At 64.9% G+C, this 25,941-nt stretch carries 32 protein-coding genes; 22 read left to right on the top strand and 10 right to left on the bottom strand.

Annotation, left to right across the window (positions count from 1 at the left end):
* Position 1: 1 nt before the first annotated feature.
* Positions 2 to 1,489 (bottom strand): carotenoid 3,4-desaturase, encoded by a 1,488-nt coding sequence (crtD, locus tag ACY9XZ_RS00635; RefSeq protein ID WP_463455167.1) that lies wholly within the window; start codon positions 1,487 to 1,489, stop codon positions 2 to 4.
* Positions 1,490 to 1,739: 250 nt separating this feature from the next.
* Here crtD and ACY9XZ_RS00630 point away from each other — a divergent pair, with 250 nt between their 5' ends.
* Complete coding sequence (locus ACY9XZ_RS00630; protein WP_463455970.1) at positions 1,740 to 2,915, top strand: M24 family metallopeptidase; 1,176 nt, start codon at positions 1,740 to 1,742, stop codon at positions 2,913 to 2,915.
* 3 nt (positions 2,916 to 2,918) lie between these two features.
* On the opposite strand, the gene ACY9XZ_RS00625 is transcribed toward ACY9XZ_RS00630, so the two are convergent.
* The gene (locus ACY9XZ_RS00625; RefSeq protein ID WP_463455166.1) at positions 2,919 to 3,068 is read right to left on the bottom strand and encodes a rubrerythrin-like domain-containing protein; all 150 of its coding nucleotides are present in this window, start codon (positions 3,066 to 3,068) and stop codon (positions 2,919 to 2,921) included.
* 206 nt (positions 3,069 to 3,274) lie between these two features.
* Between ACY9XZ_RS00625 and ACY9XZ_RS00620 the strand changes: the two genes are divergently transcribed.
* Positions 3,275 to 3,439, top strand: coding sequence for a hypothetical protein (locus ACY9XZ_RS00620; RefSeq protein WP_463455165.1), 165 nt, complete (start codon positions 3,275 to 3,277; stop codon positions 3,437 to 3,439).
* Positions 3,440 to 3,483: 44 nt separating this feature from the next.
* Positions 3,484 to 3,693, top strand: a complete 210-nt coding sequence (locus ACY9XZ_RS00615; RefSeq protein WP_137682350.1) for a ribbon-helix-helix domain-containing protein — start codon at positions 3,484 to 3,486, stop codon at positions 3,691 to 3,693.
* A 22-nt stretch (positions 3,694 to 3,715) separates the two neighbouring features.
* Here ACY9XZ_RS00615 and ACY9XZ_RS00610 read toward each other — a convergent pair whose 3' ends face one another.
* Both ACY9XZ_RS00610 and ACY9XZ_RS00605 read right to left on the bottom strand, forming a co-directional pair.
* On the bottom strand, positions 3,716 to 4,126 hold the full coding sequence (locus ACY9XZ_RS00610; protein WP_463455164.1) for a hypothetical protein: 411 nt from the start codon (positions 4,124 to 4,126) through the stop codon (positions 3,716 to 3,718).
* 47 nt (positions 4,127 to 4,173) lie between these two features.
* Positions 4,174 to 4,848: an MBL fold metallo-hydrolase gene (locus ACY9XZ_RS00605; RefSeq protein WP_463455969.1), complete on the bottom strand. Its 675-nt coding sequence runs from the start codon at positions 4,846 to 4,848 to the stop codon at positions 4,174 to 4,176.
* Positions 4,849 to 4,977: 129 nt separating this feature from the next.
* Here ACY9XZ_RS00605 and ACY9XZ_RS00600 point away from each other — a divergent pair, with 129 nt between their 5' ends.
* Both ACY9XZ_RS00600 and ACY9XZ_RS00595 read left to right on the top strand, forming a co-directional pair.
* Positions 4,978 to 5,664 (top strand): VOC family protein, encoded by a 687-nt coding sequence (locus ACY9XZ_RS00600; RefSeq protein ID WP_463455163.1) that lies wholly within the window; start codon positions 4,978 to 4,980, stop codon positions 5,662 to 5,664.
* Positions 5,665 to 5,838: 174 nt separating this feature from the next.
* Positions 5,839 to 6,117 carry a hypothetical protein gene (locus ACY9XZ_RS00595; RefSeq protein WP_463455162.1) on the top strand — a complete coding sequence of 93 codons (279 nt, stop codon included), beginning with the start codon at positions 5,839 to 5,841 and terminating at the stop codon, positions 6,115 to 6,117.
* 35 nt (positions 6,118 to 6,152) lie between these two features.
* Here the strand turns inward: ACY9XZ_RS00595 and ACY9XZ_RS00590 are convergent, their stop codons facing one another.
* The gene (locus tag ACY9XZ_RS00590; protein WP_463455161.1) at positions 6,153 to 6,455 is read right to left on the bottom strand and encodes a DUF5779 family protein; all 303 of its coding nucleotides are present in this window, start codon (positions 6,453 to 6,455) and stop codon (positions 6,153 to 6,155) included.
* Positions 6,456 to 6,590: 135 nt separating this feature from the next.
* Here ACY9XZ_RS00590 and ACY9XZ_RS00585 point away from each other — a divergent pair, with 135 nt between their 5' ends.
* The 12 genes from ACY9XZ_RS00585 to pfkB all read left to right on the top strand — a co-directional run bounded on the left by ACY9XZ_RS00585 (position 6,591) and on the right by pfkB (position 18,809).
* Positions 6,591 to 7,835 carry a LeuA family protein gene (locus tag ACY9XZ_RS00585; protein ID WP_137682344.1) on the top strand — a complete coding sequence of 415 codons (1,245 nt, stop codon included), beginning with the start codon at positions 6,591 to 6,593 and terminating at the stop codon, positions 7,833 to 7,835.
* Between the two features lie 339 nt (positions 7,836 to 8,174).
* Entirely contained in the window at positions 8,175 to 9,932 is a 1,758-nt protein-coding gene (gene ilvB / locus ACY9XZ_RS00580) for a biosynthetic-type acetolactate synthase large subunit (protein ID WP_463455160.1), read from the top strand.
* A gap of 8 nt (positions 9,933 to 9,940) precedes the next feature.
* Positions 9,941 to 10,528, top strand: a complete 588-nt coding sequence (ilvN, locus tag ACY9XZ_RS00575; protein WP_463455159.1) for an acetolactate synthase small subunit — start codon at positions 9,941 to 9,943, stop codon at positions 10,526 to 10,528.
* Positions 10,521 to 11,552: a ketol-acid reductoisomerase gene (gene ilvC, locus ACY9XZ_RS00570; RefSeq protein WP_463455158.1), complete on the top strand. Its 1,032-nt coding sequence runs from the start codon at positions 10,521 to 10,523 to the stop codon at positions 11,550 to 11,552. Before ilvN ends, ilvC begins: the two co-directional genes overlap by 8 nt.
* Complete coding sequence (locus ACY9XZ_RS00565; RefSeq protein ID WP_463455157.1) at positions 11,545 to 11,808, top strand: hypothetical protein; 264 nt, start codon at positions 11,545 to 11,547, stop codon at positions 11,806 to 11,808. The genes ilvC and ACY9XZ_RS00565 overlap by 8 nt, the downstream gene beginning before the upstream one ends.
* On the top strand, positions 11,805 to 13,226 hold the full coding sequence (leuC, locus tag ACY9XZ_RS00560; protein WP_463455156.1) for a 3-isopropylmalate dehydratase large subunit: 1,422 nt from the start codon (positions 11,805 to 11,807) through the stop codon (positions 13,224 to 13,226). Before ACY9XZ_RS00565 ends, leuC begins: the two co-directional genes overlap by 4 nt.
* Positions 13,227 to 13,326: 100 nt before the next feature.
* Positions 13,327 to 13,971 (top strand): 3-isopropylmalate dehydratase small subunit, encoded by a 645-nt coding sequence (leuD, locus tag ACY9XZ_RS00555; protein WP_463455155.1) that lies wholly within the window; start codon positions 13,327 to 13,329, stop codon positions 13,969 to 13,971.
* A gap of 93 nt (positions 13,972 to 14,064) precedes the next feature.
* Complete coding sequence (locus ACY9XZ_RS00550) at positions 14,065 to 14,805, top strand: HFX_2341 family transcriptional regulator domain-containing protein (protein ID WP_463455154.1); 741 nt, start codon at positions 14,065 to 14,067, stop codon at positions 14,803 to 14,805.
* Between the two features lie 104 nt (positions 14,806 to 14,909).
* Positions 14,910 to 15,671, top strand: coding sequence for a response regulator (locus tag ACY9XZ_RS00545; protein WP_463455153.1), 762 nt, complete (start codon positions 14,910 to 14,912; stop codon positions 15,669 to 15,671).
* A gap of 399 nt (positions 15,672 to 16,070) precedes the next feature.
* On the top strand, positions 16,071 to 17,054 hold the full coding sequence (locus ACY9XZ_RS00540) for an isocitrate/isopropylmalate dehydrogenase family protein (RefSeq protein WP_463455152.1): 984 nt from the start codon (positions 16,071 to 16,073) through the stop codon (positions 17,052 to 17,054).
* 88 nt (positions 17,055 to 17,142) lie between these two features.
* Positions 17,143 to 17,904 carry an HTH-type transcriptional regulator GlpR gene (gene glpR, locus ACY9XZ_RS00535; protein ID WP_463455151.1) on the top strand — a complete coding sequence of 254 codons (762 nt, stop codon included), beginning with the start codon at positions 17,143 to 17,145 and terminating at the stop codon, positions 17,902 to 17,904.
* On the top strand, positions 17,901 to 18,809 hold the full coding sequence (pfkB, locus tag ACY9XZ_RS00530; protein WP_463455150.1) for a 1-phosphofructokinase: 909 nt from the start codon (positions 17,901 to 17,903) through the stop codon (positions 18,807 to 18,809). Before glpR ends, pfkB begins: the two co-directional genes overlap by 4 nt.
* 51 nt (positions 18,810 to 18,860) lie before the next feature.
* Here pfkB and ACY9XZ_RS00525 read toward each other — a convergent pair whose 3' ends face one another.
* Together ACY9XZ_RS00525 and ACY9XZ_RS00520 are read right to left on the bottom strand one after the other, a co-directional pair.
* Positions 18,861 to 19,988 (bottom strand): hypothetical protein, encoded by a 1,128-nt coding sequence (locus ACY9XZ_RS00525; RefSeq protein ID WP_463455149.1) that lies wholly within the window; start codon positions 19,986 to 19,988, stop codon positions 18,861 to 18,863.
* Between the two features lie 3 nt (positions 19,989 to 19,991).
* A complete protein-coding gene (locus ACY9XZ_RS00520; RefSeq protein WP_053968421.1) occupies positions 19,992 to 20,774 on the bottom strand; it encodes a class I fructose-bisphosphate aldolase in 783 nt (260 codons plus the stop codon).
* A 119-nt stretch (positions 20,775 to 20,893) separates the two neighbouring features.
* Here ACY9XZ_RS00520 and ACY9XZ_RS00515 point away from each other — a divergent pair, with 119 nt between their 5' ends.
* Complete coding sequence (locus tag ACY9XZ_RS00515; protein WP_008309953.1) at positions 20,894 to 21,043, top strand: DUF7557 family protein; 150 nt, start codon at positions 20,894 to 20,896, stop codon at positions 21,041 to 21,043.
* Here the strand turns inward: ACY9XZ_RS00515 and ACY9XZ_RS00510 are convergent.
* The gene (locus ACY9XZ_RS00510; RefSeq protein WP_463455148.1) at positions 21,040 to 21,486 is read right to left on the bottom strand and encodes a DUF5799 family protein; all 447 of its coding nucleotides are present in this window, start codon (positions 21,484 to 21,486) and stop codon (positions 21,040 to 21,042) included. The genes ACY9XZ_RS00515 and ACY9XZ_RS00510 overlap by 4 nt on opposite strands.
* Before the next feature lie 115 nt (positions 21,487 to 21,601).
* Positions 21,602 to 21,997, bottom strand: coding sequence for an OsmC family protein (locus ACY9XZ_RS00505; RefSeq protein ID WP_424329631.1), 396 nt, complete (start codon positions 21,995 to 21,997; stop codon positions 21,602 to 21,604).
* Between the two features lie 168 nt (positions 21,998 to 22,165).
* Between ACY9XZ_RS00505 and ACY9XZ_RS00500 the strand changes: the two genes are divergently transcribed.
* Both ACY9XZ_RS00500 and ACY9XZ_RS00495 read left to right on the top strand, forming a co-directional pair.
* Complete coding sequence (locus tag ACY9XZ_RS00500) at positions 22,166 to 22,537, top strand: hypothetical protein (protein ID WP_053968417.1); 372 nt, start codon at positions 22,166 to 22,168, stop codon at positions 22,535 to 22,537.
* 52 nt (positions 22,538 to 22,589) lie between these two features.
* Positions 22,590 to 23,444 carry a UbiA family prenyltransferase gene (locus ACY9XZ_RS00495; protein ID WP_463455147.1) on the top strand — a complete coding sequence of 285 codons (855 nt, stop codon included), beginning with the start codon at positions 22,590 to 22,592 and terminating at the stop codon, positions 23,442 to 23,444.
* Positions 23,445 to 23,506: 62 nt separating this feature from the next.
* Here ACY9XZ_RS00495 and ACY9XZ_RS00490 read toward each other — a convergent pair whose 3' ends face one another.
* Positions 23,507 to 24,166, bottom strand: a complete 660-nt coding sequence (locus ACY9XZ_RS00490; RefSeq protein WP_463455146.1) for a DnaJ domain-containing protein — start codon at positions 24,164 to 24,166, stop codon at positions 23,507 to 23,509.
* 127 nt (positions 24,167 to 24,293) lie between these two features.
* Between ACY9XZ_RS00490 and ACY9XZ_RS00485 the strand changes: the two genes are divergently transcribed.
* A complete protein-coding gene (locus ACY9XZ_RS00485; RefSeq protein WP_463455145.1) occupies positions 24,294 to 24,842 on the top strand; it encodes a DUF1684 domain-containing protein in 549 nt (182 codons plus the stop codon).
* A gap of 155 nt (positions 24,843 to 24,997) precedes the next feature.
* Positions 24,998 to 25,858 (top strand): lysostaphin resistance A-like protein, encoded by an 861-nt coding sequence (locus tag ACY9XZ_RS00480; RefSeq protein WP_463455144.1) that lies wholly within the window; start codon positions 24,998 to 25,000, stop codon positions 25,856 to 25,858.
* Positions 25,859 to 25,941 lie beyond the last annotated feature (83 nt).

Here is a 25,941-nt window from a genome sequence, read left to right as displayed (position 1 = left end):
CTCAGGCGATGTCTTCGATGAGCGCCTTCGCGGTGTGTTCGCCGCTGATGAGACACATCGGCACGCCGATGCCGGGCGTCGTGAACGACCCCGTGAAGTAGAGGCCGTCGACGGCCGACGAGCGGTTGTTGGGCCGCAACAGGGCCGTCTGGTGGAGTGTGTGGGCCAGCCCGAGGGCGGTCCCCTCTGTGGCGTTGTACCGCTCACCGAAGTCGGAGACGGCGAACTGCTTCTCGTAGACGATGCGGTCGCGCAGGTCGACGCCGGTGTTGTCGGCGATGTCGGCCAGAATCTTCTCGCGGTACTCCTGGCGGATCTCGTCGCCGTCGTGCAGGCCCGGCGCGATGGGGACCAGGACGAACAGGTTCGAGTGGCCCTCTGGGGCGACGCTGTCGTCGGTCTTCGAAGGAACACAGAGGTAATAGGCCGGGTCGTCAGGCCACGCCGGCTCCTCGAAGATGTCGTCGAAGTGTGGGTCCCAGTCTGTCGGCAGGACGAGCGTGTGGTGTTCCAGCGGCTCCACGTCGCCTTCGACGCCCATGTACATGAGGAAGGCAGACGGCGCGTAGGTCTTGTCGTCCCAGTAGTCGTCGTCGTACTGGCGCTCGTGTTCTGGCAGGAGTTCCTGCTCGGCGTGGGCGTAGTCGGCGTTGACGACCACCTCGTCGGGGTGGGTCGTGTCGCCGTGGACCGTCTCGACGAGGAAGCCCTGCTTGCGGCGAGCGATCTCGTCCACTTCGGCGTCGGTCTCGTAGGTGACCCCGAGTTCCTCGCCGAGTTCGACCAGGCCGTCGACGACCGCGCCGACGCCGCCATCGGGGTAGTAGACGCCGAGGTTGAAATCCACGTGGCTCATCATGTTGTACAGCGCCGGCGTCGTCCGGGGCGACCCACCCAAAAAGACCAGCGTGTACTGCATGATCTGCTGGAGCTTCGGGTGCTCGAAGTAGTCCTCGACGTGGCCCTGCATCGAGCCGATGAGCTGGAGGCCGACCGGCGCGGCGGTCATCACGTCGAGGTCGACCCAGTCCCGGAGCTTCGAGCGGTCCTTGTAGACGAACTTGTTCATCGCCGTCTCGTAGTGGCGCTCGCTCGTTGCGAGGTAGTCCCGGAAGGCCTCGCCCGCGCCGGGCTCGTACGCCTCGAACTTCCGGGCCATCTCCTCGTTGTCGCCGGTCACGTCGATCTGGTCGCCGTCTTTGAAGAAAATCCGGTAGTGGGGGTCGAGCCGCTGGAGGTCGTAGTAGTCGCGGGGCTCCTTGCCGAAGTACGCGAAGAACCGCTCGAACACGTCGGGCATCAGGTACCACGACGGCCCCATGTCGAACCGGAACCCCTCGGCCTCCAGCCGGGAGGCGCGGCCGCCGACTTGCTCGTTTTTCTCCAGCAGCGAAACGTCGGCCCCCGCGTCCGCCAGATAGCACGCGGCGGAGAGGCCGCCGATGCCGCCGCCGACGACAGTCACGTCCTCACCGGACAAGTCACTCATTACCAGTACAGAGGGGCTGGAGCGTCAATAAATGGGCGGCCAAACTGCATCGGTATGTCACTAGGAAGCATACAACAAGGCGGTCGGTGTCGCGTTCACTCACCGGAGTCCCACCCGAATGCACCGCAGATTGGAAGTGAAAACGGAATCGCACTTCGGACCGCTCGTGGGGACGAGACCACAGTGCCCGTCCGGCTATGAGTCGGCCGAATGGGAGACGTATATGGGGATCGGGTCCGGACTGGAAGGCATGGAACCCGACCTCTCGGCACTGGACGCGTATCTCGACGACGCCGGCGTCGACGGCTACCTCCTCGACGCTGATTCCGAGGTGTCAGACCAGTACTACCTCTCCGGTTTCGACGCGCCGGACCCGTTCATCACGCTGTACGACGGCGACACGCACCTCCTCTTCCCGCGGAGCCTGGAGTTCGGCCGCGCCAAGCGCGAGTCGCGGGCCGACACCGTCGAGCGCTACGTCGACTTCGACCACCAGGGGAAAGTCGAGGAGTACGGCCCCGACGAGGCGGTCTCGCACGTCCTCGCAGATTTTCTCGCAGCCTACGACGTGGAGAGCGTGGCCGTGCCGCCGCGGTTCCCGCTCCGAACTGCGGACGGCCTCCGCGCACGCGGCGTTGACGTGACGGCAGACACCGACGGGATCGTCACCGAGATCCGGGCGACGAAAACCGAGTCCGAAGTCGACTACATTCGGACAGCACAGCGGGCTAACGAGGCGGCGATGGCGGCCGCCGAATCGCTGCTCGAAGACGCGGAAATCACCGACGGTGACACGCTCGAAGTTGACGGCGAGACGCTGACGAGCGAGCGGGTCAAAGAGGAGATCGAGGTGACCCTGCTCCGACACGGCTGCTCGCTCGATGAGACTATCGTCGCGTGCGGCGCGGACGCCGCGGACCCGCACGACCGCGGGAGCGGGCCACTCACAGCACACGAGCCGATCATCATCGACATCTTCCCGCAGGACAAGGCGACGAAGTACCACGCCGACATGACGCGGACGTTCGTGAAAGGCGAGGCGAGCGAAACTGTACAGGAATGGCACGACCTCACCGAACGTGCGAAGGCGGCCGCGTTCGACGCGCTGGAACCCGGCGCGACCGGCGCGGACGTCCACGACGCCGTCTGTGACGTGTACGAGGACGCCGGCGAGCCGACGCTACGCGACGACGAGCGAACGGAGACGGGGTTCATCCACAGCACGGGCCACGGCGTCGGGCTGGACGTCCACGAACTCCCGCGGCTGTCGCCGAACGGCGGCGAACTCGAACCGGGCCACATCGTCACCATCGAACCCGGCCTCTACGACCCCGACGTCGGCGGGGTCAGGATCGAGGACATCGCCGTCGTCACCGAAGACGGCTACGAGAATCTGACCGACTACGAGGTCCAGCTGATCGTCTGAGACTCAAAGCCGTTCCATCTGGCCGCCACAGGACGGACAGGCCGCCTTGGCATCTTCGGTCCGAGTTCCACAGAGCGTGCATTCATAGCGCATGCCGGTCGAGTCGCTGTCGCCCGAGTCGAACAGTCCCGACAGTCTGGGTAGCAGTTTCATGCTGACCACCGTTTCGATATATGCTAGCATTTATCAAAACACTTGGTACCACACAACAGTATCTTCCGCAACTCCATCATGAACATTTATTATGAACCGGTCGAAAGGTGGGGGTACCCAATGCTTGTATCCGACGTACGCCTTTCGCGCCGACCCGACACCGAACCGCCCACGAACCACAGACGCCGGCCGACACGACCCCCAGGATGACAACACGAATCACGACCCCCCGAAACGACGACTCGTACCCGACAACCACGCTGCCCTTCGACGACGCGGACAGCGACTCCCGCCGCGCGCCGAAGATGTTCTCACCGACCAATCACGCCACGATGGGCCAGTTCGACACAGAGGCCACGGACCCGCGGTAAGCTGGGTCACAACGCATATCCCGCCGGCACGCCTCCGTGCCGACATGTCCGACTACACCACGGTGTCGATTCCGAAAGACCTCGCCGAGCGCGTCGAAGAGACCATCGAAGGAACGAGCTTCTCCAGTACCTCCGACCTCGTCCGGTTCCTGCTCCGGAGCATCGTCGTCCAGCACCAGCGGGAAGGGGAGCTGACAGAGGCGGAGTTTCAGGACATCACCGATCAGTTGCGGGACCTGGGCTACCTGGAGTAACGTACTCGGCGTCCGCTGTGAGCTACTGCGGATACTTTTCGGGCGGTTCGACATCGAGGACCGTGACATCCCGTTTCTCCCCGGCTCTGTCGAAGGCCCCGAAAGCGTCGATGTCCCACGGCGGGATGCCGACGAAGATCACCTCGTGGAGGTCGTCGGTCTTGCTGACGCCCATGTACCCGTCGGGATGGGAGACGAATCGTCCCTGCGTCTGGCCGGCCGGCGTGCCGAGGTCGACGCCGAACACCGCCTGCACGGACGCCCCGGCCGAAGGGAGATAGAAGTCGGTGAACACCGGCGTCTCGTCCGGTAAGTCGGTATCCGGGAGCTCTCCGGCGGGTGTGACGGCCAGCGAAATCGTCACGTCGTCAGGTTCGGCCTCGCTGGCGAGCCGTAACAGCGTCTCGACGAGTCCGCGTGTGACGTAGACCACGCCATCCTTTCGCACGGGCCGGGTAAAACGGCGTCGTTTGCGACGATTTACCCCAGTACGAGAGACTTGAGGTTCTTCGCGTACAGGCCCGGTGTCCGGCCGCGCGACCCGCGAAGCGCGTACGCGATGGCCTCGGCCGCGTCTTCCATCACGCCCTCTCCGTGCCCGACGAGGACGCGCTCGGGGTCCAGCCGCCGGAGTTTCTTCGGCGGGAACAGACGCAACATCGGGTGGACACCCAGGCGCTCGTCGCCGGCGAGGAAGTAGTCGGCCGTCCCGACCGCTTCGGGGACGACCAGCGTGTCGTCCTCGTCACCGTACAGCGCGGCCTCCTGCCAGAACGTGTTGTCGATGATCTTGTGGACGCCGTAATCCGTGTCCGGCAGTTGTCGGCGAATACGCTCGACCGGTGCGTCGACGTCGTCTTCGACCCCGGACATCCACTCGGGAATGTACACTGGCACGTCGTGGCGGTTCGCGACGGCGGCGCTGTCGCGTTTGTGTCGATCTAGCAGGATGACGACGCCAGCCACCTCGCCGAATTCGGCGAACAGGTCGTCGATGCCGTCGACGTCTATCGGGTCGACGACGAACACGCCGGCGTCCGTCCCGAGGACGTGGCTCGCCCGGACCATCATCTCGTCGGGGTACGGGATGTAGCTTACCCCGCGCTCCCAGCGGTTCGTCTCCAGCCACTCCGTCGCGTCGCCCTGACCTTTCATTGGCATACGCTCTCGTACGGGCCTGACGCGAATAAATGGTCGCGAACGGGAAACACGCATCTGGGGGTTGTTCCGCCGGTGAGGACGGCCTCCACAGCGGCTTTGTCGGTGGCGTTCGAAACGCCGCTCATGCTTTCATCGCCCGCCTGGCTCACGTTAGAGGTGAAGTATCCGGACCGTGCAACGGCGTTCTACGAGGCCTTCCTGGAACTCGACGTACGCTCGGAGACGCCGGAGGAGGCCGTGCTCGCGGCCGGCGACACCGAACTCAGACTCCGCGCGCCGGGCACAGTTCCCCGCGGCGGGCTGCACACTCACTACGCGCTGACGATTCCCGACCGGGAGTACGACGACTGGTTCGACCGGCTGGGCGAGCGCTTCGACCTCGTCGAGCACACGTTCGGGGACGCGCGCTCGCTGTACTTCTACGACCCGCAGGGCAACTGCGTCGAACTCGGCGAGCGGGCGGTCGACGGCGACGGGGTCACGGGACTGTTCGAACTCGTCCTCGAAGTCGAGGACCTGTCGGCGGCGATGGAGTTCTACACCACGCTGGGGTTCGAACTGGTCGACGACGGCCGCGAAGAGGGCCGGGTCAGGCTGTCGACGGGCGAATTCGACCTGGAACTGTGGTCGCCGCGGCTCGGCATCGCGGACGCCCGGGGCGGCGTCCACGTCGACTTCGGCGTCGTCGCCGACGACCCGAAATCGACGGCCAGGGAGGTCGCCGACGAGGCGCTCTCGGTCACCTCGGTCGACGAGGGCGTCCGAATCAGGGACCGGGACGGTCACTACCTGACGCTGGTGTCCGAGTAGCGGCCGCCGGCGACAGTGTCGGCAGCGGCGGGTATCGAGAGAGGCTACGGGAATCCGTGTGGGCGGCGACCGGTGCGAGCGGGCGCGGATATAATGACCTCCCCTATGCTAGTAGCCGTATAGACCCCTCATAGGCAGGTTCTTTTCCTGTGGACGGCCACCGTCCACCTGAGGATGTCCCCGACTGACTGCCGGACCGAGCGCGATGCCCCCGCGAAGGCGACGCTGTTCTGTCCGGACTGCGGGCACCGGAGCAGGTACGACGGTGACTGGATCGTCGTCGAGTGCCACGGCGGCACGCACTACCGCTGTCCGGACTGCCACACTCAGATCACGACCCGACTGCGCCACACTGCCGGGGAGTCGCCCCGGTTTCTGGACACCTACTGGCAAGCGTGGGACCACGGTATCCGCGTGTGGCACGGACTGCTACAGCGCCTCCTCTCTCCATGAGAAGTACTCCTGTCGGAATCAGCCCGTAACGCCGCTCAATCCAGCCGTTCGGAGTCGATGCTGACGCCCGGCGGCGTCACGATCAGGAACCCCCGGAAGTGCATCAGTTCGCCGCCGGCCTCCCGGACCGGACGGGCGAACCCGGCGGCGAGTTCGTTCAGATCCCCTTCGACGTTGAGGACCAGCACGGAGCCGCTCTCGATGGTGTTTATCCACTGCTCGGGGGGCTCTGACCCGTCGAGGACGCCCAGCACGACGCGGTTGCTCCCGGCACCGTCCCGGCCCTCGTCCATCTGGTCCTCCACGGCCTGTAGGTCCAGGCCCTCGAAGTCGCTCATAGCCGGATACATGCGCGGACGGAGCAAAAATCCTCCCCACCCGTCTGACGCACGGCAGCCGCGGTAGCCGTGATACCCGAACACCGACCGTGTGCCCCGTCAACGTGCCATCCGCATCATGAACAACTATAAATAGTGGAAGCGACCAGATACAGGTGCTTATGTCCAACAACGAGGGCACGTCGGGATCTCCGGCGGATCGAGTTCTTCCAGGGCACACTGGATTCCACGTCTGAGATAACAGACGCACGGATTTTCGACACCACGCTGCGCGACGGTGAGCAGTCACCACGCACGTCGTTCAACTACGAGGACAAACGCGAGATAGCCGCGCTGCTCGACGAGATGGGCACCCACGTCATCGAGGCCGGGTTCCCCGTCAACTCCGACGCGGAGTTCGAGGCAGTGCGCGACATCGCCGAGTCCACGCGAGTGACGACCTGCGGCCTGGCGCGTGTGGTCGAGAAAGACATCGAGGCGGCCTTGGATTCGGGTGTGGACATGGTCCACACCTTCGTCTCGACGTCGGACGTACAGTTGCAGGATTCCATGCACGCGACCCGCCAGGAGGCGCTCGACACAGCCGTCGACTGCGTCGAGATGATCAAAGACGCTGGCGTCGAGTGCATGTTCTCGCCGATGGACGCGACTCGGACCGACGAGGACTTCCTTGTCGAAGTCATCGAGGCCACGTCCGCGGCGGGGGCGGACTGGATCAACATTCCGGACACGTGTGGGGTCGCCACGCCGCGGCGGTTCTACGACCTCATCGAGATCGTCGACGACTGCACCGACGCTTACATCGACGTGCACACGCACGACGACTTCGGGCTGGCGTCGGCCAACGCCATCTCCGGCTTCGAGGCCGGAGCCAGCCAGGCGCAGGTGTCGGTCAACGGGATCGGCGAACGCGCCGGCAACGCGGCCTACGAGGAGGTCGTGATGGCGCTGGAGTCGCTGTACGACGTCGACACCGGAATCGACACCACCCGCATCACGGAGCTGTCGCGGATCGTCGAGGAGAAATCCGACATCGGGGTGCCGGCGAACAAGCCCGTCGTCGGGCGCAACGCCTTCTCCCACGAGAGCGGCATCCACGCCGCCGGTGTCATCGAGAACTCCGACACGTTCGAGCCGGGCGTCATGACCCCCGAGATGGTCGGGGCCACGCGCGAACTCGTGCTCGGCAAACACACCGGGGCCCACTCGGTTCGCGAGCGGCTCGTCGACGCCGGCTACGACCCGACCGAAGCGGAGGTCCGGGAAGTGACCCGCCGCGTCAAGGAGTACGGCGCGGAGGAACAGGTCACCATGTCGGTGCTTGAACGGTTCGCCGAGGAGATCGGCGTGACCGAGGAGAGCGAGGAGGTCCGGGCGTAGGCCGATGACCTCGCTTTCGGCCGTCACTACGAGTGAGCAGCGACCGGTGAGTGCCCGGTTTCGAGATGCGATCCGCCAACAGCTATCACAGAACGTTTATTATTCGGGACGAACTGCTTCCGGACGTGATGACCGCGGCCGCTGGGCGTCAGGTTCGACCGTTCGCCAGCGCCGCGACCGCTATTCTCGGCGTGCGTATTGTAGGGGCACTATAGCCCCTCTCTTCACATTTTCACACCCGGTCGGATCGATTCGCCACAACACCACAGAGTCACCAGTCATGCACGCAGCACACACATCACCGCGGTATCGAACCCGAACAGACGGAGGGATGACACGATGAGCGAACGCGCATCCGTCCCCAAAGAAGAGGAGGAAACGGAGTCAGAAACGGAGCAGGCACCGGTCACGACGGGCGCACAGTCGGTCATCCGCGCCCTGGAAAACGCCGGGACCGATTACGTCTTCGGCGTCCAGGGCGGGGCGATCATGCCCGTCTACGACGCGCTGTACGACTCCGACATCAACCACGTCACGATGGCCCACGAGCAGGGGGCCTCACACGCGGCCGACGCCTACGGTATCGTCACCGGCGACCCCGGCGTCTGTTTCGCCACCTCCGGCCCCGGTGCGACGAACCTCGTGACCGGCATCGCCGACGCCAACATGGACTCGGACCCGGTCATCGCCTTGACCGGCCAGGTCCCGACGGAGTTCGTCGGCAACGACGCCTTCCAGGAGACCGACACTGTCGGCATCACTCAGCCGATCACGAAGGAGAGCTACTTCGCCGCCGACTCCGACACCGTCGGCGACGACGTCAGCGAGGCGTTCGCGCTCGCCGACGCCGGTCGACAGGGACCGACGCTTGTCGACCTGCCGAAGGACGTGACCCAGGGCGAAACCGAGGTCGAACCCGGCAGGCCGGAGACGCCGGAGACCTACGAGGTGCCAGACGAAGCCGACGACGAGGACGTTCAGGAAGCCGCCGAGGCGCTGGCCGAGGCCGACCGCCCGGTCATCCTCTCCGGTGGCGGCGTCATCAAGGCGAACGCATCGAGCGCGCTCCGGGAGTTTGCCAAGGAGTACGAGATCCCGGTCATCACGACGATGCCCGGCATCGGGAGCTTCCCCGAGGATCACGAACTCTCGCTCGAATGGGCCGGGATGCACGGCACCGGGTACGCCAACATGGCGATCACCAACACCGACTGCATGCTGGCTATCGGGACGCGCTTCGACGACCGCCTGACCGGCGGCGTCGACTCTTTCGCGCCCGACGCGGAGGTCATCCACGTCGACATCGACCCCGCCGAGATCAGCAAGAACGTCTACGCCGACTACCCGCTCATCGGGGACGCCCGGGAAGTGCTCCGGCAGCTGTTCGACGCGATGCCGCGCGCGCCGGACGCCGACGAGTGGCGCGACCAGTGCCAGACCTGGAAAGACGAGTACCCGATGGACTACGACACGCCCGACGACGAACCGCTGAAACCGCAGTACGTCGTCGAGAAGTTTTCCGACGTGACGCCGGACGACACCATCGTCTGTACCGGCGTCGGCCAGCACCAGATGTGGGCCTCCCAGTTCTGGGAGTACACCGAACCCCGGACGTGGGTGTCCTCCCACGGGCTGGGCACGATGGGCTACGGCGTGCCCGCCGCCATCGGCGCGAAGCTGGCTGCTCCGGACCAGGAGGTCGTCTGCTTCGACGGCGACGGCTCGTTCCTGATGACCGTTCAGGGGCTCTCCGTTGCGGTTCGCGAGCAACTGGACATCACCTACGTCGTCCTGAACAACGAGGCGGTCGGGATGGTCCGCCAGTGGCAGGACGGCTTCTACGAGGGCCGCCGGATGGCCTCGGAGTACCCGTGGATCCCGCAGTTCGACAAGCTCGCCGAGGCCTTCGGCGCACGCGGGTTCACGCTCGAATCCTACGAGAACGTCGAGGAAACGATACAGGAAGCACGTGACTACGACGGGCCGAGCGTCATCGACGCCCACATCGACCCCGGGGAGAACGTCTTCCCGATGGTTCCAAGCGGCGGTGACAACGGCCTGTTCGCGCTCAACGAAGACCATCTGGACCAACTATGACTGGAGGAATGCCAGGCCCCGCGCCGGACGAACGGATGCGACCGAAGGGCCGACGCAACACGCAGGGGATCCGCGTCGACCCCGAGGCCGAAGTGACACACGAACCGCGACAGGCGGTGCTGTCTGCCCTGGTCAAACACCGACCGGGCGTGCTTTCGGAGGTGTCGGCGCTGTTCAGCCGTCGCCAGTTCAACATCGAAAGCCTCACCGTCGGCCCGACAGTCGACGAGGACACAGCCCGGATGACGATCCTCATCGAGGAGCCGGAACCGGGGATCGACCAGGCGAAAAAGCAACTGCGGAAGCTCGTGCCCGTCATCTCGGTCAGGGAACTCGAAGGCGAAGCCGTCCGTCGGGAGCTCGCGCTGGTGAAAGTCAGCGGCGAGAAGCCCGACGACGTCAACGCCGTCGCCGACATGTACAACGGGCAGGCCGTCGACGCGTCGACCGACTCGGTCACCGTCGAAATCACGGGCAGCAAACAGAAGATCGACGCCGCCATCGAGGCGTTCAAACAGTTCGACGTGCAGGAGATCGTGCGAACCGGGGCCGCCGCACTGGAACGCGGCCCGAAAACATTAGAGAAAGATGTCTGACGAATTCACCACAACAGTCTACTACGACGAAGACGCTGACGTATCGACACTCGACGACGAGACCGTAGCCGTGCTGGGCTACGGCTCACAGGGCCACGCCCACGCGCTGAACCTCCACGAGTCCGGCGTGGACGTGGTCGTCGGCCTCCGCGAGGACTCGTCCTCAGTGGCAGAGGCAGAGGACGCGGGCCTCCGCGTCGAGACGCCCGACGTGGCCGCCGCCGAGGCGGACCGCGTCGTCATGCTCGTCCCCGACACGATCCAGCCGGCCGTCTACGAGGCCATCGAGGACGAACTGGACGCCGGCGACACGCTCCAGTTCGCCCACGGCTTCAACATCCACTACGGCCAGATCGAGCCGCCGGAAGACGTCGACGTGACGATGGTCGCGCCCAAATCGCCCGGCCACCTCGTCCGCCGGACCTACGAGCGCGGCGAGGGGACGCCCGGTCTCATCGCGGTCTACCAGGACGCGACCGGCGACGCCAAGGAAGAGTCGCTGGCCTACGCGAAGGGCATCGGCTGTACCCGCGCCGGCGTCATCGAGACGACGTTCCAGGAAGAGGTCGAGACGGACCTCTTCGGCGAGCAGGCCGTCCTCTGTGGCGGCGTCACCGAGATGGTCAAGGCCGGCTTCGAGACGCTGGTCGACGCCGGCTACGCGCCGGAGATGGCCTACTTCGAGTGTCTGAACGAGCTCAAGCTCATTGTCGACCTGATGTACGAGGGCGGCCACATGGGCATGTGGGACTCCGTCTCCGACACCGCCGAGTACGGCGGGCTGACCCGCGGAGAGGAGGTCATCGACCGCGAGGGCATGGAGAAGATCCTCGAAGAGGTCCAGAACGGCGAGTTCGCCCGCGAGTGGATCAACGAGAACCAGGCCAACCGGCCCGCCTACAAGCAGTACCGCGACGCCGAACAGAACCACCAGATCGAGGAAGTCGGCGGTCGCCTGCGCGAACTGTTCGCGTGGGGCGAGGACGCCGACGCTCAGAAGGAAGAAGCCCCTGCAGATGACTGACGACACACCAGCAACAGACACGAGCGAATCGACGGACTCGCGCGAGACGATGCGCAGCGTCCAGCACACCCACCCGAAGACGAGTTCGACCTTCGGCGCGGTGTTCCGCCGCGGCCCGGTCGTGGCTGCCGACGGCGGCGAGCGCGACGGGGAGGAGACTGACGAGACGATGGAGGACATCGACCACGAAGCGCCCGGTGAGGGCGTCACTCGCGCGTACGAGCGCGGAACCGAAGGACGGGACGAGACAGTATGAGTCAGGGAACACTGTACGACAAGGTATGGGACCGACACAAAGTCACGACTCTGCCCAACGGCCAGGACCAGCTGTTCGTCGGACTGCACCTCATCCACGAGGTCACCAGCCCGCAGGCCTTCGGCATGCTCAAAGAGCGCGGCCTCGAAGTCGCGCGCCCGGACCTGACTCACGCGACGGTCGACCACATCGTCCCGACCGCGAACCAGGACCGGCCCTACAGCGACGACGCGGCCGAGACGATGATGGCCGAACTCGAAGAGAACGTCCGCGACGCCGGTATCCAGTTTTCGGACCCAACGACGGGTGACCAGGGTATCGTCCACGTCATCGGCCCGGAGCAGGGCATCACCCAGCCCGGCAAGACTATCGTTTGCGGTGACAGCCACACCTCCACCCACGGCGCGTTCGGCGCGCTCGCGTTCGGTATCGGGACCAGCCAGATCCGGGACGTGCTGGCGACCCAGACCATCGCGATGGAGAAACAGAAGGTCCGCAAGATCGAGGTCACCGGCGAACTCGACGAGGGCGTCGAGGCCAAGGACATCATCCTCGAAATCATCCGCCGGCTCGGGACCGAAGGCGGCGTCGGCTACGTCTACGAGTACGCCGGCGAGACCATCGAGAACCTCGACATGGAAGGCCGGATGTCCATCTGTAACATGTCCATCGAGGGCGGCGCTCGCGCGGGTTACGTCAACCCCGACGAGACCACCTACGAGTGGCTCGAAGGGACGGACTACTTCCAGGAGCACCCCGAGAAGTTCGAGGAGCTCAAACCGTACTGGGAGTCCATCCGCTCGGACGACGACGCGGAGTACGACGACGTCGTCGAGATCGACGCGAGCGAACTGGACCCCGTCGTCACGTGGGGGACCACGCCCGGCCAGGGTATCGGCATCGACGACCCGATTCCGGAGCCAGAGTCGCTGGCCGACGACAAGGTCGACACGGCCCGGCGCGCCCAGAAGCACATGCGCGTCGAACCCGGCGAGACGATGGAGGGCTACGACATCGACGTGGCCTTCCTGGGCTCCTGTACCAACGCCCGACTGCCCGACCTGCGACGGGCGGCCCGCATCGTCAAGGGCCGCGAAGTCGCCGACGACGTGCGAGCGTTCGTCGTCCCCGGCAGCCAGCGCGTCCAGCGCGCCGCCGAGGAGGAAGGCCTGAAGGACATCTTCGAGGAAGCCGGCTTCGAGTGGCGCAACGCCGGCTGTTCGATGTGTCTGGGCATGAACGAGGACCAACTGGAGGGCGACGAGGCCTGTGCCAGCTCCTCGAACCGGAACTTCGTCGGCCGGCAGGGCAGCAAGGACGGCCGGACCGTCCTGATGAACCCACGGATGGTGGCCGCTGCGGCCATCACCGGCGAGGTGTCTGACGTGCGCGACCTGAAGGAGGTGGCACTGCAATGACAAGCGAGACGCTCCGCGTCTCGGAAGTACGAACGGGGAGCAACGCGACCCGTGAGCGGACCATGCGACAGCCCCAGCGCGAAGCGCTGGAGGTGGTCGCATGACTGACGCCACTGAAGACATCCCGTCCGTCGACTACGTCGAGGGGACCGGCATCCCCATCCGCGGGAATGACATCGACACGGATCAGATAATCCCCGCGCGGTTCATGAAGGTCGTCACCTTCGACGGCCTTGGCGAGTTCGCCTTCTTCGACCTGCGGTTCGACGACGAGGACAACGAGAAGGACCACCCGTTCAACGAGGAGCGGTTCCAGGACGCCAACGTCATGGTGGTCAACAACAACTTCGGCTGTGGCTCCTCCCGCGAGCACGCGCCCCAGGCCCTGATGCGCTGGGGTATCGATGCCATCATCGGCGAGGGCTTCGCCGAGATCTTCGCCGGAAACTGTCTCGCGCTCGGTATTCCGACGGTGACGGCCGACCACGAGACGATCAACGCGCTCCAGCAGTGGGTCGACGACAACCCCGACGGCGACATCGAAGTCGATGTGCGGGCGGAGACGGTCACTTACGGGGACAACGAGATCAACGTCAGTGTCGACCGTGCCCAGCGCGAGGCCCTCGTCGAGGGCAACTGGGACACGACGGCGCTGATGAAGGCCAACCGGAACGCTATCGAGGAGACGGCCTCGCAGTTGCCGTATCTGGACCAGACGCGGTCGGAAGTCGAAGCGGGCGATTAACGCGAGGTCGCGAAGCGACCTCGGATAGCCTGAACGAGCTTTCTGTCTCGGAGATGGTAAGACCAATAGCTGTGCGGAGCGCGTCCTTCGCGCATGGATCAGATCCGAGAGATACACATTGCCCCGCTGGGGCACGAACGCGACCGGATCGCCGAGCCGATACACCGGCACAACGCCGACGACGTGTCCCTCCTCACACCGACGACGGAGCCGTCATGCCTGACACCGTATCAGCAGGCGCTCGTCGACGAACTGGACGACAACGGCGTCAGCGTCGAACTGCACCGAACTGATTTACACGACCTTTATGACGTGCTGGCGGTCGTGACGACGCTGACTGCCGACCATCCCGAGGACATCGTGCGCGTCAACGTCTCCACCGGGCCGAAGGTGGCGGCTATCGGGAGTGCCATCGCGTGTATGGCAACGGGGGCCACAGCGTACTACGTCCACCCCGAGGAACACGTGCCTTCGGTGTCCGAGCAGCCGCTCACCCGCGGCATGGAACGCGCGGAGGTTCTCCCGTCGTACCCCATCGAAGCTATTTCCCGCGACCAGGTCGCCGTCCTCGACTATCTCAAACGGACCAACACGGACGCCTACACCGCGAAGAAGTCGGATCTCATCGAGTTCGCGGCGGACGCCGGTCTCTCGTTCATCGACGACGCCGACCCGGCAAACGACAAGGCGAAGTTCGCGCTGTTGAACGCCAATGTCGTCGATCCGCTGGCCGAAGACGGTTACATCACCGTCAGCGATGTCGGCCGGACGAAACAGATAGAGTTGACCGAGACCGGCGAGAACGTCCTCCACGCGTTCCGACACAAGCTCTGACGTGCTACAGTATCTGTCACTCACACGTTCATCACACGTATAAACGGAACCCAACGTTTTCGTAGTTTCAAATTATAATTAATTATACTTGGGCCTCATCCCGCATGAACCACGTCTCGATAGATGACATCACAGTGCTTCACGTCGACGACAGTCCGAACTTCGGCGAGATCGTTTCGGAGTTCCTGGAACGGGAAGACGCGGCATTCTCGGTGGTGACAGCGGTGAGCGTCGATGATGCGATGACAGTGCTTCGGAACGAGTCCATCGATTGCGTCGTCAGCGACTACGATATGCCCCACAGAGACGGACTGGATTTCCTGGAACTGGTGCGGGACGACTACCCGGACCTGCCGTTTGTTCTTTTCACCGGGAAGGGATCAGAGGAGATCGCAAGCCAGGCGATATCGGCCGGTGTCACTGACTACCTCCAGAAGGGAGCCGGGACGGAGCAGTACACGGTGTTGGCGAACCGGATCCGGAACGCGGTCCGGAGCGTTCGCGCCGAAACTGCGGTCCAACGGACGGAGGATCGGTACCACAATCTTGTCGACACTGCGCCGATCCCGATCCTCCTCTTCGACCGTGACTGGGAGGCGCTGTACGCCAACGAGGCAGCCGTGGCGTTTCTCGCTGCAGACTCGTTCGCCGATATCGCGGGCACGAAGGCGAGCGACTTCCTCCACCCTGACGAGCGTGACGCGGCCAGAGAACGGTTCCAGCAGTTGATGCGTGACAACGTTTCCGTTCCCGAAAAGGAGTACCGCGTGGTGACCGTCGAGGGCGAGGTGAAGACAGCGACGATCGCCACTGCACCCGGGTACTACCGCGGCGAGAAGGTCGCGCAGGCGATGGTGTACCGGTAGCTCGGAGACGAATACCTACACGGTATCTATCGACTGTATCTGTTAGTTAGTGTTATTTCAGTAGTATAGATTGTATCGATAGTGTAGATAGTTTCAACTGTAATTGTAGTATTACGATAGAATATACATATAAACCCACACTATTATCAGTCGCGCACGGGTCGCCAGCAATTCTCCCCGATTCGCTTCGGCCCTCCACACGCTTATGTCGTCCGCTGGTCGCCCGTGCCACTCCCCTGAACGTGTCCGATTCCGCCTCCGAACGCCGATTTCAGCGGCTTCGATCCGCGAGAACGAAGTTCTCACTCTCATCCGGAGTGCCGTCAGCCTGACGGATACATGCGAGCCCGGGACGCCGGAACCGAACCACTTTCACCAGCCGCCTCCGTCTCATCCCCCATGACACACGAGATAGCCGTCATCCCCGGCGACGGAATCGGACAAGAGGTCACACCCGCTGCAGTCGAGGTCCTGGAGGCAATCGCCGCTGTCGATTTCGAATTCGTCGAAGGCGAGGCCGGCGACGCGGTGAAGGCGGAAACCGGCGAGGCGCTGCCTAGAGAGACGCGCAAACTGGCGGCCGACGCCGACGCGACGCTGTTCGGCGCGGCCGGCGAGACGGCGGCCGACGTGATCCTCCCCCTCCGGCAGGTCGTCGGCTCCTTCGCCAACGTCCGCCCGGCCCGTTCGTATCCGGGACTCGACGCCGTCCAGCCCGACACCGACATCGTGTTCATCCGGGAGAACACCGAGGGCGTCTACAAGGGCATCGAGAGCGAGATAGCCGAGGGTGTTACCACCTGTACCCGCGTCATCACCGAGGAGGCGTCCGAGAAAATCGCCGAGTACGGGTTCAGCTACGCGAAGCAAAACGGCTACGACGACGTGACGATTGCCCACAAGGCGAACGTCATGCGCACGACCGATGGACTCTTCCTCGATACGGCCTCGGCGGTCGGCGAGGATCGGGACGCGTCCTACGACACCGCGCTCATGGACGCGCTCGCGATGCATCTGGTCATGAACCCGCAGGACTACGGGGTCGTCATCTGCCCGAACCTCGCCGGCGACATGCTGTCGGACCTCGCCGCCGGCCTCGTCGGCGGCCTCGGCCTGCTGCCCTCGGCCAACATCGGCGAGGAGAACGCGCTGTTCGAGCCGGTACACGGCTCCGCGCCGGACATCGCCGGAGAGGGCGTTGCCAACCCCTCGGCGATGATTCTCTCCGCCGCGATGTTGCTCGACCATCTCGGGTACGATGACCAGGGCGACACCGTCCGGTCGGCCGTCGAGCGCGTGCTCGACTCGGGGCCCCGAACGCCGGATCTTGGCGGCGACGCGTCCACCGAGGACGTGACCGGTGCGGTCATCGACGAGTTGTAGACAGTTTTCTCGGATGCGTTTTGGTCAGAAACAAGCACGGCCCGATAGAAAGAGGTAAAACCGAAGCGAAACAATCACGGGAGAGAGAATGCTCCCGGCCGAGCGAAAGCGCACTATCGTCCAGTTGGTGACAGAGCGAGACGGCTGTTCAGTGTCGGAGCTGGCCGCGGAACTCGAGTTTTCGAAGGCGACGATCCGTCGGGACCTCCGGGACCTGGAGTCGCAAGGCCGGATAAAACGGTCCCACGGCGGCGCGGTACCGGCGTCCTCCGCCGGGACCGAACGACCGTACGGCCAGCGTGAGGTCGACCACTATGCGGAGAAACAGGCCATCGGCGAACGAGCCGCACGGGAAGTCCGCGAGGGACACGTGGTCTGTTTCGATGCCGGCTCGACGACGATGGAGGTCGCTCGCGCGATTCCGGACACTGACTACGTCGCAGCGACGAACATGCCGGAGCTCGCCACTGAAGTGTCCGAACGAGACGTCGATGCCAAGCTCACCGGTGGGAGCCTCCGACCGCGGACCCGGGCGCTCGTCGGCCCGATGGCCGAGCGCGCCATCGGGCGAATGAACTTCGACCTGCTGTTTCTGGGGACGAACGCGCTCGACAGCGCCGCCGGGCTGTCGACCCCGAACGAGGACGAGGCGGCCGTCAAGGAGATGATGGTCGAGCGCGCCCGTCGGGTCGTGCTGGTCGCCGACGCGTCGAAGTTCGGCGACCGGAGCTTCGTCAGCTTCGCCGACCTGGACCAGATCGACCTGCTCGTCACCGACGCCAGCCCGTCGGGCGCGCTCGCTACCGCACTCGCGGACGCGGATGTGACCGTCGAGGAGGTCAGCACATGATTGTCACCGTCACCTACAACCCCGCAGTCGACCAGACGATCCAGTTCGACGAACAGATGGCCCCCGACCGCGTCATGCGGGCCGACAGCGCGCAGTTCGATGCGGGCGGCAAAGGCATCAACGCCGCGCAGTTACTCACAGCGATGGACCAGCCCTGCGTCGCGACGGGACTGCTGGGCGGGTTCACCGGCTCGTTCATCCGGGACACGTTGCAGGACGACGATGTCGAAACGGCCTTCGTCGACGTGGACGGGACGACCCGGCTCAACACCACCGCTATTGCGGCCGCTGAGGAGTACAAACTGAACCAGGACGGGCCGACCGTCGACGAGTCGGTCGTCGACTCGCTGCTCGAACGGGTACGAGCCCAGGACCCCGACCGCGTGCTCGTCGGTGGGAGCCTGCCGCCGGGGCTGTCCCCTGAGGCCATCGACCGCATCGCGGCCAGCGGTGACTGGGAAACAATCGTCGACACTGGCGGCGACATCCTCCGCGAACTCGACGCGCAGTACGGGCTCTGCAAACCGAACCGCGCCGAACTCGGCGACGCGACTGGGGCAGACGTCTCCACGGTCGAGGGGTGTGCGGACGCAGCAGACACGTTCCGAGAACGGGGCTTCGACCGCGTCCTGGCGTCGCTCGGTTCGGACGGCGCTGTCCTCGTCGGCGATGCGGGCCGACTGTACGCCGAAGCGCTCGATATCGACGTGGTTGACACCGTCGGGGCCGGCGACGCGCTCCTCTCGGGCGTCCTGAGCGCTTGGGAAACCGGCGCGGACGACGAGACGGCGCTCCGAACGGGTGTGGCCGTCTCCTCGCAGGTCGTCCAGCGGGCCGGGACCGCGGTTCCGGACCTCGACGACATCGAGTCCCTGCGGGAGAACGTGACTGTCCGGCGGCTATAGCGGTCCGGACTCGTCCCGAAGCAGCGTGAAAACCAAATAGACTCGGCTGACTCAGAACTTTTCGAGATACTCGTCGACGAACGCACGAACGTCGGTCAGTGACGGCTGGTCCGCGGTCCGGACGAAGTAGCCGGCGACGGCGTTGCCGACGACGACGGCGGCCGCCGGCGGGTGGTCGGCGATGAGTGCGAGCCCCAGGCCAGCGTTGAAATGGTCGCCGGAACTGGTAGTCAGCTCCGGGTCCGAAACGGCGGGAACGGCGACGCTTTCGGTGCCGTCCGCGTTGACGACGACCGAGCGTTCGACGCCGTGGCCGACGAACCAGGTCGGTTCCAGCGCGTCGAACACCGCCTCGGCGTCCTCGGTGAACGACCGCTCGGCCTCGCCGGCGTAGGCGTCCGCGAGCACGCCTGTCTCCGCCCGGTTCGACGAGACCACGACATCGGTTACCTCGTCCAGCCGCCCGATAGCCTCACGGCCGGCGCGCAGCCGGTCGGCGTCGAGCTTCCGCACGTCGCCGGGGTCGACGAGGACAGTCTCGGGTGGGTCGTCGATTTCGTCCCACAGGTCACGGAGGCCGTCGAAGATGGTCGGCAGGTCCGGCGTCTCGGACCAGTAGCCAGTCCCTAACAGGCTCGCGCCGTCGAGCTTCTCGGCCAGTCGGTCGTGGCCGAAGGCCGCGTCGAGTTCGGCCCAGTCCAGGGCCATCGTGTCGCCGATCTCGGTCAGCATGAGCTTCCCGTCGTCGAACTCGACGGCGTCGGTGACGCCGGGCTCGCCCAGCGAATGGAGGTCGTACTCGCCGAACTCCGTCTCGAAGGCGTCGTGGACCGGCTCGCCGTACATCCCGACCATCACGGGGTCGAACGACCAGCCGCCGAAGGCCCGCGCGAGGTGGCTGGTGTGGCCGCCGGTCCGGCTGCCCTGCTGGAGCCACTCGAAAGAGAGGGAGCTATCGGCGGCGATGGAGCGGTCAATGCGGTCGCCGAAGCCCTCTAGCGTGGCGAGACGCTCGTGGCTCTCGGGATCGATGCGGTCGGCGACGACCTCCCGGACGCGGTCGAGGTAGCCGTCGAAGCCGAACACGACCCGGCCGGTGTCGATGGCGTCGGGAAGCGCGTCGCTGGGTGGCAACGCCTCGTCCGCCGCGGCGACGGCTCTGCGCGTCTCCTCGTCCATGGCCTACAGGACGTCGTCCGCCGTCGCGTCCTCGAAGATGACGCCTTCGAGCTTGTCCAGGATGTCGTAGGGATCGTCGCGCTGCCAGACGTTGCGGCCGACGGCGAGGCCGGCGACGCCGACGTCCATGCAGTCCTCGACGAGTTCGAGGAAGTCGCGGTCCGAGGTTTTGGACCCGCCCGAGAGCAGGACGCGGTTGTCGGCCGCCGAGCGGACGGCGTGGGCCATCGCCTCCTTGTCGCGCGGGTACTTGACCTTCGTGAAGTCAGCGCCCAGCTCAAGCCCGATACGGGCCGCGTAGGCGATGGTCGATGGACTCCGGTGCTCCTTGATGGCCTGGCCGCGCGGGTACGACCACATCGCGATGGGCAGGTCGTGGTCGCGGGCGTTCTCCTGGACCGGGCGGAAGTCCTCGAACATGTCGGTCTCGCGGTTGACACCCGGGTAGATGGTGTATCCGATGGCGTCGGCACCGAGCTCGGCGGCGTAGTCGACGGACCAGTTCTGCGGCGAGTACGGGTCGCCCATCCAGAGGTCCGAGCCGCCGTTGAGCTTCGCCAGCAGGTTCACGTCGTCCTCGTAGCTCGGGTAGTACGTCTCGGCCAGCCCCTTGCCGACGGCCAGGGCCGTCACGGCGTCGTGGGTCGCCATCTCGAACACTTCGCGGGGATCGAGGCGCTCCTCGACGCCGCTGAACTGCTTGGGACCGTGTTCCAGCCCGTGGTCGTGTGCCAGCACGAGCGTCTTGTCGTTCCGTACGAGCGGTGAGTCACCCAGTGGTCGCATGTGTCGTGTTTCTACCGAGAACGACCATTAACAGTTTTCGGTTCTGATTTGTTACTACTGTTCGCGTTCGTTTTTGATCGAGGGCGGGAATTAAGTGTGTTCCAGTGAAAGGTTCGGGCATGCCATCCGTGGAACTAGACGCTGAAACTGTGGACCGCCTCGACGATCTCCGGGTCGAGGACGAATCGTACGACGACATCGTGACGGAACTCATCAACATCTACGAGGCCGAGGAGCTGACCCTGTTCCACGGCGGCGACGAGTACTAACCCTGGGCCTGTTCGCAGACGGACTGCCAGCGCCCATTCGACTCCAGTTTCTCCTGGAGTTGCTCCGCATACGCCTGTGCGAGACGGGCCGCTTCTTCCTCCTGTTCTTTGCTCCCGCCACCGGACCCACCCAGCCCAAGCGCGTCTTTGACCCCCGACAGGAGGCCGCCGCCGGAGCCACCGCTGTCTCCGCCGGGTCCGCCCATCGGACCCTGGTTCGCGACCCGTTCCATCTCCGGCATGACGCTGGAGAGCTTCGACGTATCGGCGACGATGCGGGCGGCGTCCGGGTCGCCGGGGTTCTCGATCTCGAACTCGACGGCAGTCATCACCAGCCCCCACTGCTGGCTGGAGAACGACGAGGCTTTGACCTGTTCGTTGAACCGCTGGTCGACCGCCATCCGTTCGCCGGCGATGCGGTCGGTCCAGTCTGAGTTACTCATAGACTGGTGTTTGCGGGCCGGCGGTATGAGCGTTTCCCGCTTGAGCGGCGATGCCCAGCGGCTGCTTTGGACCCGTGGACCGCGACAAACTGATGAGACCGCCGCGATACTGTGCTCAGACGCCGGATTCGATGGTGATCTCGGCGTGAAGTTCGTCCTGCAGCGCCGAGTGGACGTGACAGATATCCTCCGCGAGTTCGACGATGTCCTGCTCTTCGTCGGCAAGCGATTCCTCGACTTCGACGTGGAAATCAATGTACTCCAAGTCGTCGTCCTCATCGAGACCCGCGGCGACCTCGACGTCGACAGTCCCGATGTCCTCGTGGCCGTATTTGTCGGCGGCGACGCGTAGCGCCGGGATGTAACAGGAGGCGTAGTCGGCGGCCAGCACTTCGTTGGGCGACGGTCCGTTCTCGCTGAGCGCGTCGACGATGAGCTCCCATTCGCCGTTGATGATGCTCTCTACCGTGTATCCTTCCTCGCACGTGCTTTCGACTTCGATGTCTGCCATAGCAGTGTTGTGGTCACAGCCCTCCCCCTAAACGTTTCCTGCGTGGCATTTCTGACTGCGGGCGCGACACACAGTGACCCGCCAGCGTGGCACCGCGATACCGCGGGACAGAACGGCTGATCGGGCACTGCCGAAAGATAAAACACCTCCAGTCCCTACGACTGAGCAATGGAACACCTCGCACCGTCGAATGTGCCGGTGTACGCGACGCGGGATCACCAGCGCGAGATCTGGGAGCGCTGCCGGGACCGGGGGCACCCGGTCCTCGCCGTCCGGGACGCGACGCGGGGGTTCATCGTCCGGTACGATCTTCAACACTTGTCCTACGAACTCTCTGACGCAACCGTCCAAGAGCTTCGCGACCGGGTCCGGTCTCGCAGACCGTACCCGACCACGACGGATCCGATTTCGGAGACGGAGGGCGTCGGCGGCGAGGCCGGCCCGGTGTCCGGCGAACTCCACGCGGACACCGAGCAGGCTGCCAGGGAACTGGCCTCGCATATCTCGGGGTTCGTGCTGGACCGGTCGAACTGGCGGTAGTACCGAACCAACGTGGACGTGGCTTTTTGCCACAGCCCCGCCTTGAGTCCGTATGGCAGTCGCCCGACACGAGACCGGTCCGTTCGCGGCCGCGAGTGCCCTGGCCTCACAGGTGCATCCGGTGTTCATGCTGCCGCCGCTAGCGACGTCGCTGTTCGGCGGCTTGCTCTCCGGGGGGTTCTGGCCGCCGGTGGCCGCGCTCCACGCGGGGGCGATGTTTTTCGCCGTCTACACGGCCCACGTCAAGGACGGCTACGTCGATTTCCACGTCCGCGGCGAGGACGACGACCATCCACTCACCGGTTCGGGCTGTCGCATGGCACTGGTCGGTGCCGGCGTCGGCTTCGCGCTTTGTACGACGGCTATCTGGCTGCTGGTCGGTCCCGGCGCGGCGCTGCTGACGGTTCCGACCTGGGTTATCGGCTACACCCACGCCCCGCAACTGGATATGAACCCCGTCGGCGCGACGATGGGCTACCCGACGGGTATCGCGCTGGCGCTGCTGGGGGGCTACTACACTCAGGTGACAACGCTGACGCCCCGCGCAGTCGGCCTCGCAGCCGTGTTCCTCCTGCTACTGACCGGCATCAAGATCATCGACGACGAGCAGGACTACGACTACGACCGGTCGATACAGAAACGGACCGTCGCCGTCGTGCTGGGCCACCAGCGCGCACGGCGACTCGCGCTCGGCCTGTTCGGAGCGGGCCTCCTCGGAATCGTGGGGCTATCGGTGGCCTTGCCCGGCATCCCGCCGAGCGCGGCGGCGGCTGCGCTCGTCTTCGGGACGGTTGCGGCTATCGCCCAGCGAGGCGACCCCGAAACCGCGACGATGCTCCTGATTCGCGGATCGTACCTTTTGCTGGCCGTCCTCGTTACCGCTGTCTGGTTCCGACCGCTGGCCTGACTGTGGTGTTCTGCCAGTCCCGACTATCCGACACTGCTCTCGCTCGAAACGCCTCTCGGCGGTCAGCCCGAAACCCGCGTGATGACGTGGGTCGCGGAGACGACCAGCGAAATCGTCAACATCGAGACGGCCATGACGCCGGCGACGACCGGCGAGAGAGCTCCGGTGAGGCCGCCGACCCCGAGCAGGACGGCGGCGGTGAGCGCACAGCTCAACAGCGCGAGGTGGACGAACAGCCACGGTCCGACACGGCGCAGTGAATCGAGCAGCGTCTCGACTCCCGACGACTGTGTCGGCCGGACTCGCTGACCGGGTTTGTAGTACTCCGCGGCGGTCCCGTAGCCCGTGCGTCCCCCGCGGGTCTGGGCGGGTCGCTGTGTCGCTCTCGCCGTCGCCCCGCCCACAGTCTCCCCGTCGGCCCGGTGGTCGACGTACTGCTGTGCGATGTCACTGACACCGCCTGTAGCTGTCCCTCTGTCCGCGCCGCTGTCGACGTACCTGCTGACGTATGCAGCGTGGCCGAGTCGGTCATACCGCTCCCGCTCGACCTCGTCCGTGAGCACGTCCTTCGCTTGCGTGAGTCGCTTGAACCGTTCTTCCGCGTCGGGGTCGTCACTCACGTCCGGGTGATGCGCTTTCGTCTGCTCCCGGTAGGCGCGGACTATCGTCTCTTCGGTGGCATCTGGGTCCACCCCCAGAATACCGTAGAACGTCGCTTCCATACACACCCCTGTGTATTTATCCAGTCGAACTAGGTGTATAATAAAGTATCCACTCCCTCAGTTCGCGATATCCCTCGTCTGTTGTCGAGTCGCCGGACTGAAACTGCGTGGCCACCACCGTCTCTGTATGGACGAAGACACGGAAGACTGGGCGAGACAGTTGCAAGCGAACCGGGACGAGAAAGACCGCTTCTTCGCGGAGCACCGCCAGTCCCCGATTCCGCCGGAGGACCGCGACGACTTCGACGGCCTCAGCTACTTCGATCCGGACCCCGAGTACCGTGTCGAGGCGACGGTTACTGTCCACGAGACGCCGGAGTCAGTCGACCTGGAGACGAGCGACGACCGAACGGTGCGCTACCTCCACGTCGCAACCCTATCGTTCGACCTTGACGGCGAGTCCCGCGACCTGCACGCGTTCCGGCAGGCCGCCGACGAGTCCCGGACGCTCTTTGTTCCGTTCCGGGACAAGACCACCGGCCAGCAGAGCTACGACGGCGGCCGGTACATGGAACTGGAACCCGACCGCGACCTGGCCGACGGCGACGAGATCACACTGGATTTCAACCTCGCGTACTCGCCGTTCTGTGCCTACAGCGATACCTTCTCCTGTCCGCTCCCGCCGGTGTCGAACTGGCTCGAAACAGCGGTGACTGCCGGGGAACGCATCGACTGAGACGGATTGGTGTAGCGATTCACCGGTGTCTGTCGACCTCGGGGTCGGAACCATCCGGAGGTACGCTACACCAATCAGTATGAGACGCGGTTCTCAGCGCTCACGTCACCAACACCAAACGAACTGTTTACACATCGCCACGACCAAAGCGGTGTATGGCAACGGCGACCCGCGACCGTCCGGTCCTGCAGGCCTTCCAGTACGGGTTTACGCTTTTCTCGGCGCTCCTGTTGGGTGTGATAGGGCTCGGGTTTGGCTCGATACTGCTGCTCATCATTGCTGGTGTCCTGTCTTTCGGTGCCGGAATCCAGATAACGACAGTACAGACGCTCGTGCTGGGGCTGATAACGGTCCAGGGAATCGGCTGTCCGGTCATCGCGTTCGCGTACATCAAACTCAGACCGGTGATCAGAGCGAAACTCCGCGACCTGTTCTCGTATACGCCGAACACCGGTGCGTTCTCTATCGGCATCGCCGTGCCGAGCCTCCGCGAGATCGGTATCGTCGTGCTGGGATACGCCAGCGCAATGGGCGGGCTCGTGGTCGTGGCCGTCATCATCACGACGCTCGTCTCGATGTTCGGGATCGAACCGGCGGCGAACCAGGCCGCGGAGATCGGGATGGAGAACCCCGACGTGCTCCTCCTGCTGATCCCCGCCTCGTTCCTCCTCATCGGACCGGGCGAGGAACTGCTGTTCCGCGGTGTCGTTCAGGGCCGCATCAGGGACTACTTCGGTCCGATCACGGGCGTCACTATCGCGAGCATCATCTTCGCCGGCATCCACTATCCCGCTCTCAGCGGTGGGTCGGTCACTGGCAAGCTCGTCTCTGTGAGCGCCCTCCTCATTCCGGCGCTCATCCTCGGTGCGACCTACGAGTACACGGACAACATCGTCGTCCCGTCGCTCATCCACGGCGCGTACAACGCGACGCTGTTTACCGGCCTGTACGTTAGCGTGAAATACAGCGGCGAGCTCTCGTCCGCTGCGGGCGCTCTCTATAACGCCGTGTTCTGAGGGTGCCTGGTCCGGCATGCTCGTGACACGCCACGCTTGTAATTCATGTGACTGGTCATCTGACTTGTAAATACAGGGTGACG

The sequence above is a fragment of the Haloarcula sp. HT12 genome, from assembly GCF_055271655.1.
Note: the sequence above shows the minus strand (reverse complement) of the source record. Positions and strands in the feature narration are given on the sequence as shown.

What these genes read in the sequence shown, in the direction of transcription:
- crtD (WP_463455167.1), bottom strand. Translation starts at nt 1,489, where the DNA reads ATGAGTGACTTGTCCGGTGAGGACGTGACTGTCGTCGGCGGCGGCATC.
- ACY9XZ_RS00630 (WP_463455970.1), top strand. Translation starts at nt 1,740, where the DNA reads ATGGAACCCGACCTCTCGGCACTGGACGCGTATCTCGACGACGCCGGC.
- ACY9XZ_RS00625 (WP_463455166.1), bottom strand. Translation starts at nt 3,068, where the DNA reads ATGAAACTGCTACCCAGACTGTCGGGACTGTTCGACTCGGGCGACAGC.
- ACY9XZ_RS00620 (WP_463455165.1), top strand. Translation starts at nt 3,275, where the DNA reads ATGACAACACGAATCACGACCCCCCGAAACGACGACTCGTACCCGACA.
- ACY9XZ_RS00615 (WP_137682350.1), top strand. Translation starts at nt 3,484, where the DNA reads ATGTCCGACTACACCACGGTGTCGATTCCGAAAGACCTCGCCGAGCGC.
- ACY9XZ_RS00605 (WP_463455969.1), bottom strand. Translation starts at nt 4,848, where the DNA reads ATGAAAGGTCAGGGCGACGCGACGGAGTGGCTGGAGACGAACCGCTGG.
- ACY9XZ_RS00600 (WP_463455163.1), top strand. Translation starts at nt 4,978, where the DNA reads ATGCTTTCATCGCCCGCCTGGCTCACGTTAGAGGTGAAGTATCCGGAC.
- ACY9XZ_RS00595 (WP_463455162.1), top strand. Translation starts at nt 5,839, where the DNA reads ATGTCCCCGACTGACTGCCGGACCGAGCGCGATGCCCCCGCGAAGGCG.
- ACY9XZ_RS00590 (WP_463455161.1), bottom strand. Translation starts at nt 6,455, where the DNA reads ATGAGCGACTTCGAGGGCCTGGACCTACAGGCCGTGGAGGACCAGATG.
- ilvB (WP_463455160.1), top strand. Translation starts at nt 8,175, where the DNA reads ATGAGCGAACGCGCATCCGTCCCCAAAGAAGAGGAGGAAACGGAGTCA.
- ilvN (WP_463455159.1), top strand. Translation starts at nt 9,941, where the DNA reads ATGCCAGGCCCCGCGCCGGACGAACGGATGCGACCGAAGGGCCGACGC.
- ilvC (WP_463455158.1), top strand. Translation starts at nt 10,521, where the DNA reads ATGTCTGACGAATTCACCACAACAGTCTACTACGACGAAGACGCTGAC.
- ACY9XZ_RS00565 (WP_463455157.1), top strand. Translation starts at nt 11,545, where the DNA reads ATGACTGACGACACACCAGCAACAGACACGAGCGAATCGACGGACTCG.
- leuC (WP_463455156.1), top strand. Translation starts at nt 11,805, where the DNA reads ATGAGTCAGGGAACACTGTACGACAAGGTATGGGACCGACACAAAGTC.
- leuD (WP_463455155.1), top strand. Translation starts at nt 13,327, where the DNA reads ATGACTGACGCCACTGAAGACATCCCGTCCGTCGACTACGTCGAGGGG.
- ACY9XZ_RS00550 (WP_463455154.1), top strand. Translation starts at nt 14,065, where the DNA reads ATGGATCAGATCCGAGAGATACACATTGCCCCGCTGGGGCACGAACGC.
- ACY9XZ_RS00545 (WP_463455153.1), top strand. Translation starts at nt 14,910, where the DNA reads ATGAACCACGTCTCGATAGATGACATCACAGTGCTTCACGTCGACGAC.
- ACY9XZ_RS00540 (WP_463455152.1), top strand. Translation starts at nt 16,071, where the DNA reads ATGACACACGAGATAGCCGTCATCCCCGGCGACGGAATCGGACAAGAG.
- glpR (WP_463455151.1), top strand. Translation starts at nt 17,143, where the DNA reads ATGCTCCCGGCCGAGCGAAAGCGCACTATCGTCCAGTTGGTGACAGAG.
- pfkB (WP_463455150.1), top strand. Translation starts at nt 17,901, where the DNA reads ATGATTGTCACCGTCACCTACAACCCCGCAGTCGACCAGACGATCCAG.
- ACY9XZ_RS00525 (WP_463455149.1), bottom strand. Translation starts at nt 19,988, where the DNA reads ATGGACGAGGAGACGCGCAGAGCCGTCGCCGCGGCGGACGAGGCGTTG.
- ACY9XZ_RS00520 (WP_053968421.1), bottom strand. Translation starts at nt 20,774, where the DNA reads ATGCGACCACTGGGTGACTCACCGCTCGTACGGAACGACAAGACGCTC.
- ACY9XZ_RS00515 (WP_008309953.1), top strand. Translation starts at nt 20,894, where the DNA reads ATGCCATCCGTGGAACTAGACGCTGAAACTGTGGACCGCCTCGACGAT.
- ACY9XZ_RS00510 (WP_463455148.1), bottom strand. Translation starts at nt 21,486, where the DNA reads ATGAGTAACTCAGACTGGACCGACCGCATCGCCGGCGAACGGATGGCG.
- ACY9XZ_RS00505 (WP_424329631.1), bottom strand. Translation starts at nt 21,997, where the DNA reads ATGGCAGACATCGAAGTCGAAAGCACGTGCGAGGAAGGATACACGGTA.
- ACY9XZ_RS00500 (WP_053968417.1), top strand. Translation starts at nt 22,166, where the DNA reads ATGGAACACCTCGCACCGTCGAATGTGCCGGTGTACGCGACGCGGGAT.
- ACY9XZ_RS00495 (WP_463455147.1), top strand. Translation starts at nt 22,590, where the DNA reads ATGGCAGTCGCCCGACACGAGACCGGTCCGTTCGCGGCCGCGAGTGCC.
- ACY9XZ_RS00490 (WP_463455146.1), bottom strand. Translation starts at nt 24,166, where the DNA reads ATGGAAGCGACGTTCTACGGTATTCTGGGGGTGGACCCAGATGCCACC.
- ACY9XZ_RS00485 (WP_463455145.1), top strand. Translation starts at nt 24,294, where the DNA reads ATGGACGAAGACACGGAAGACTGGGCGAGACAGTTGCAAGCGAACCGG.
- ACY9XZ_RS00480 (WP_463455144.1), top strand. Translation starts at nt 24,998, where the DNA reads ATGGCAACGGCGACCCGCGACCGTCCGGTCCTGCAGGCCTTCCAGTAC.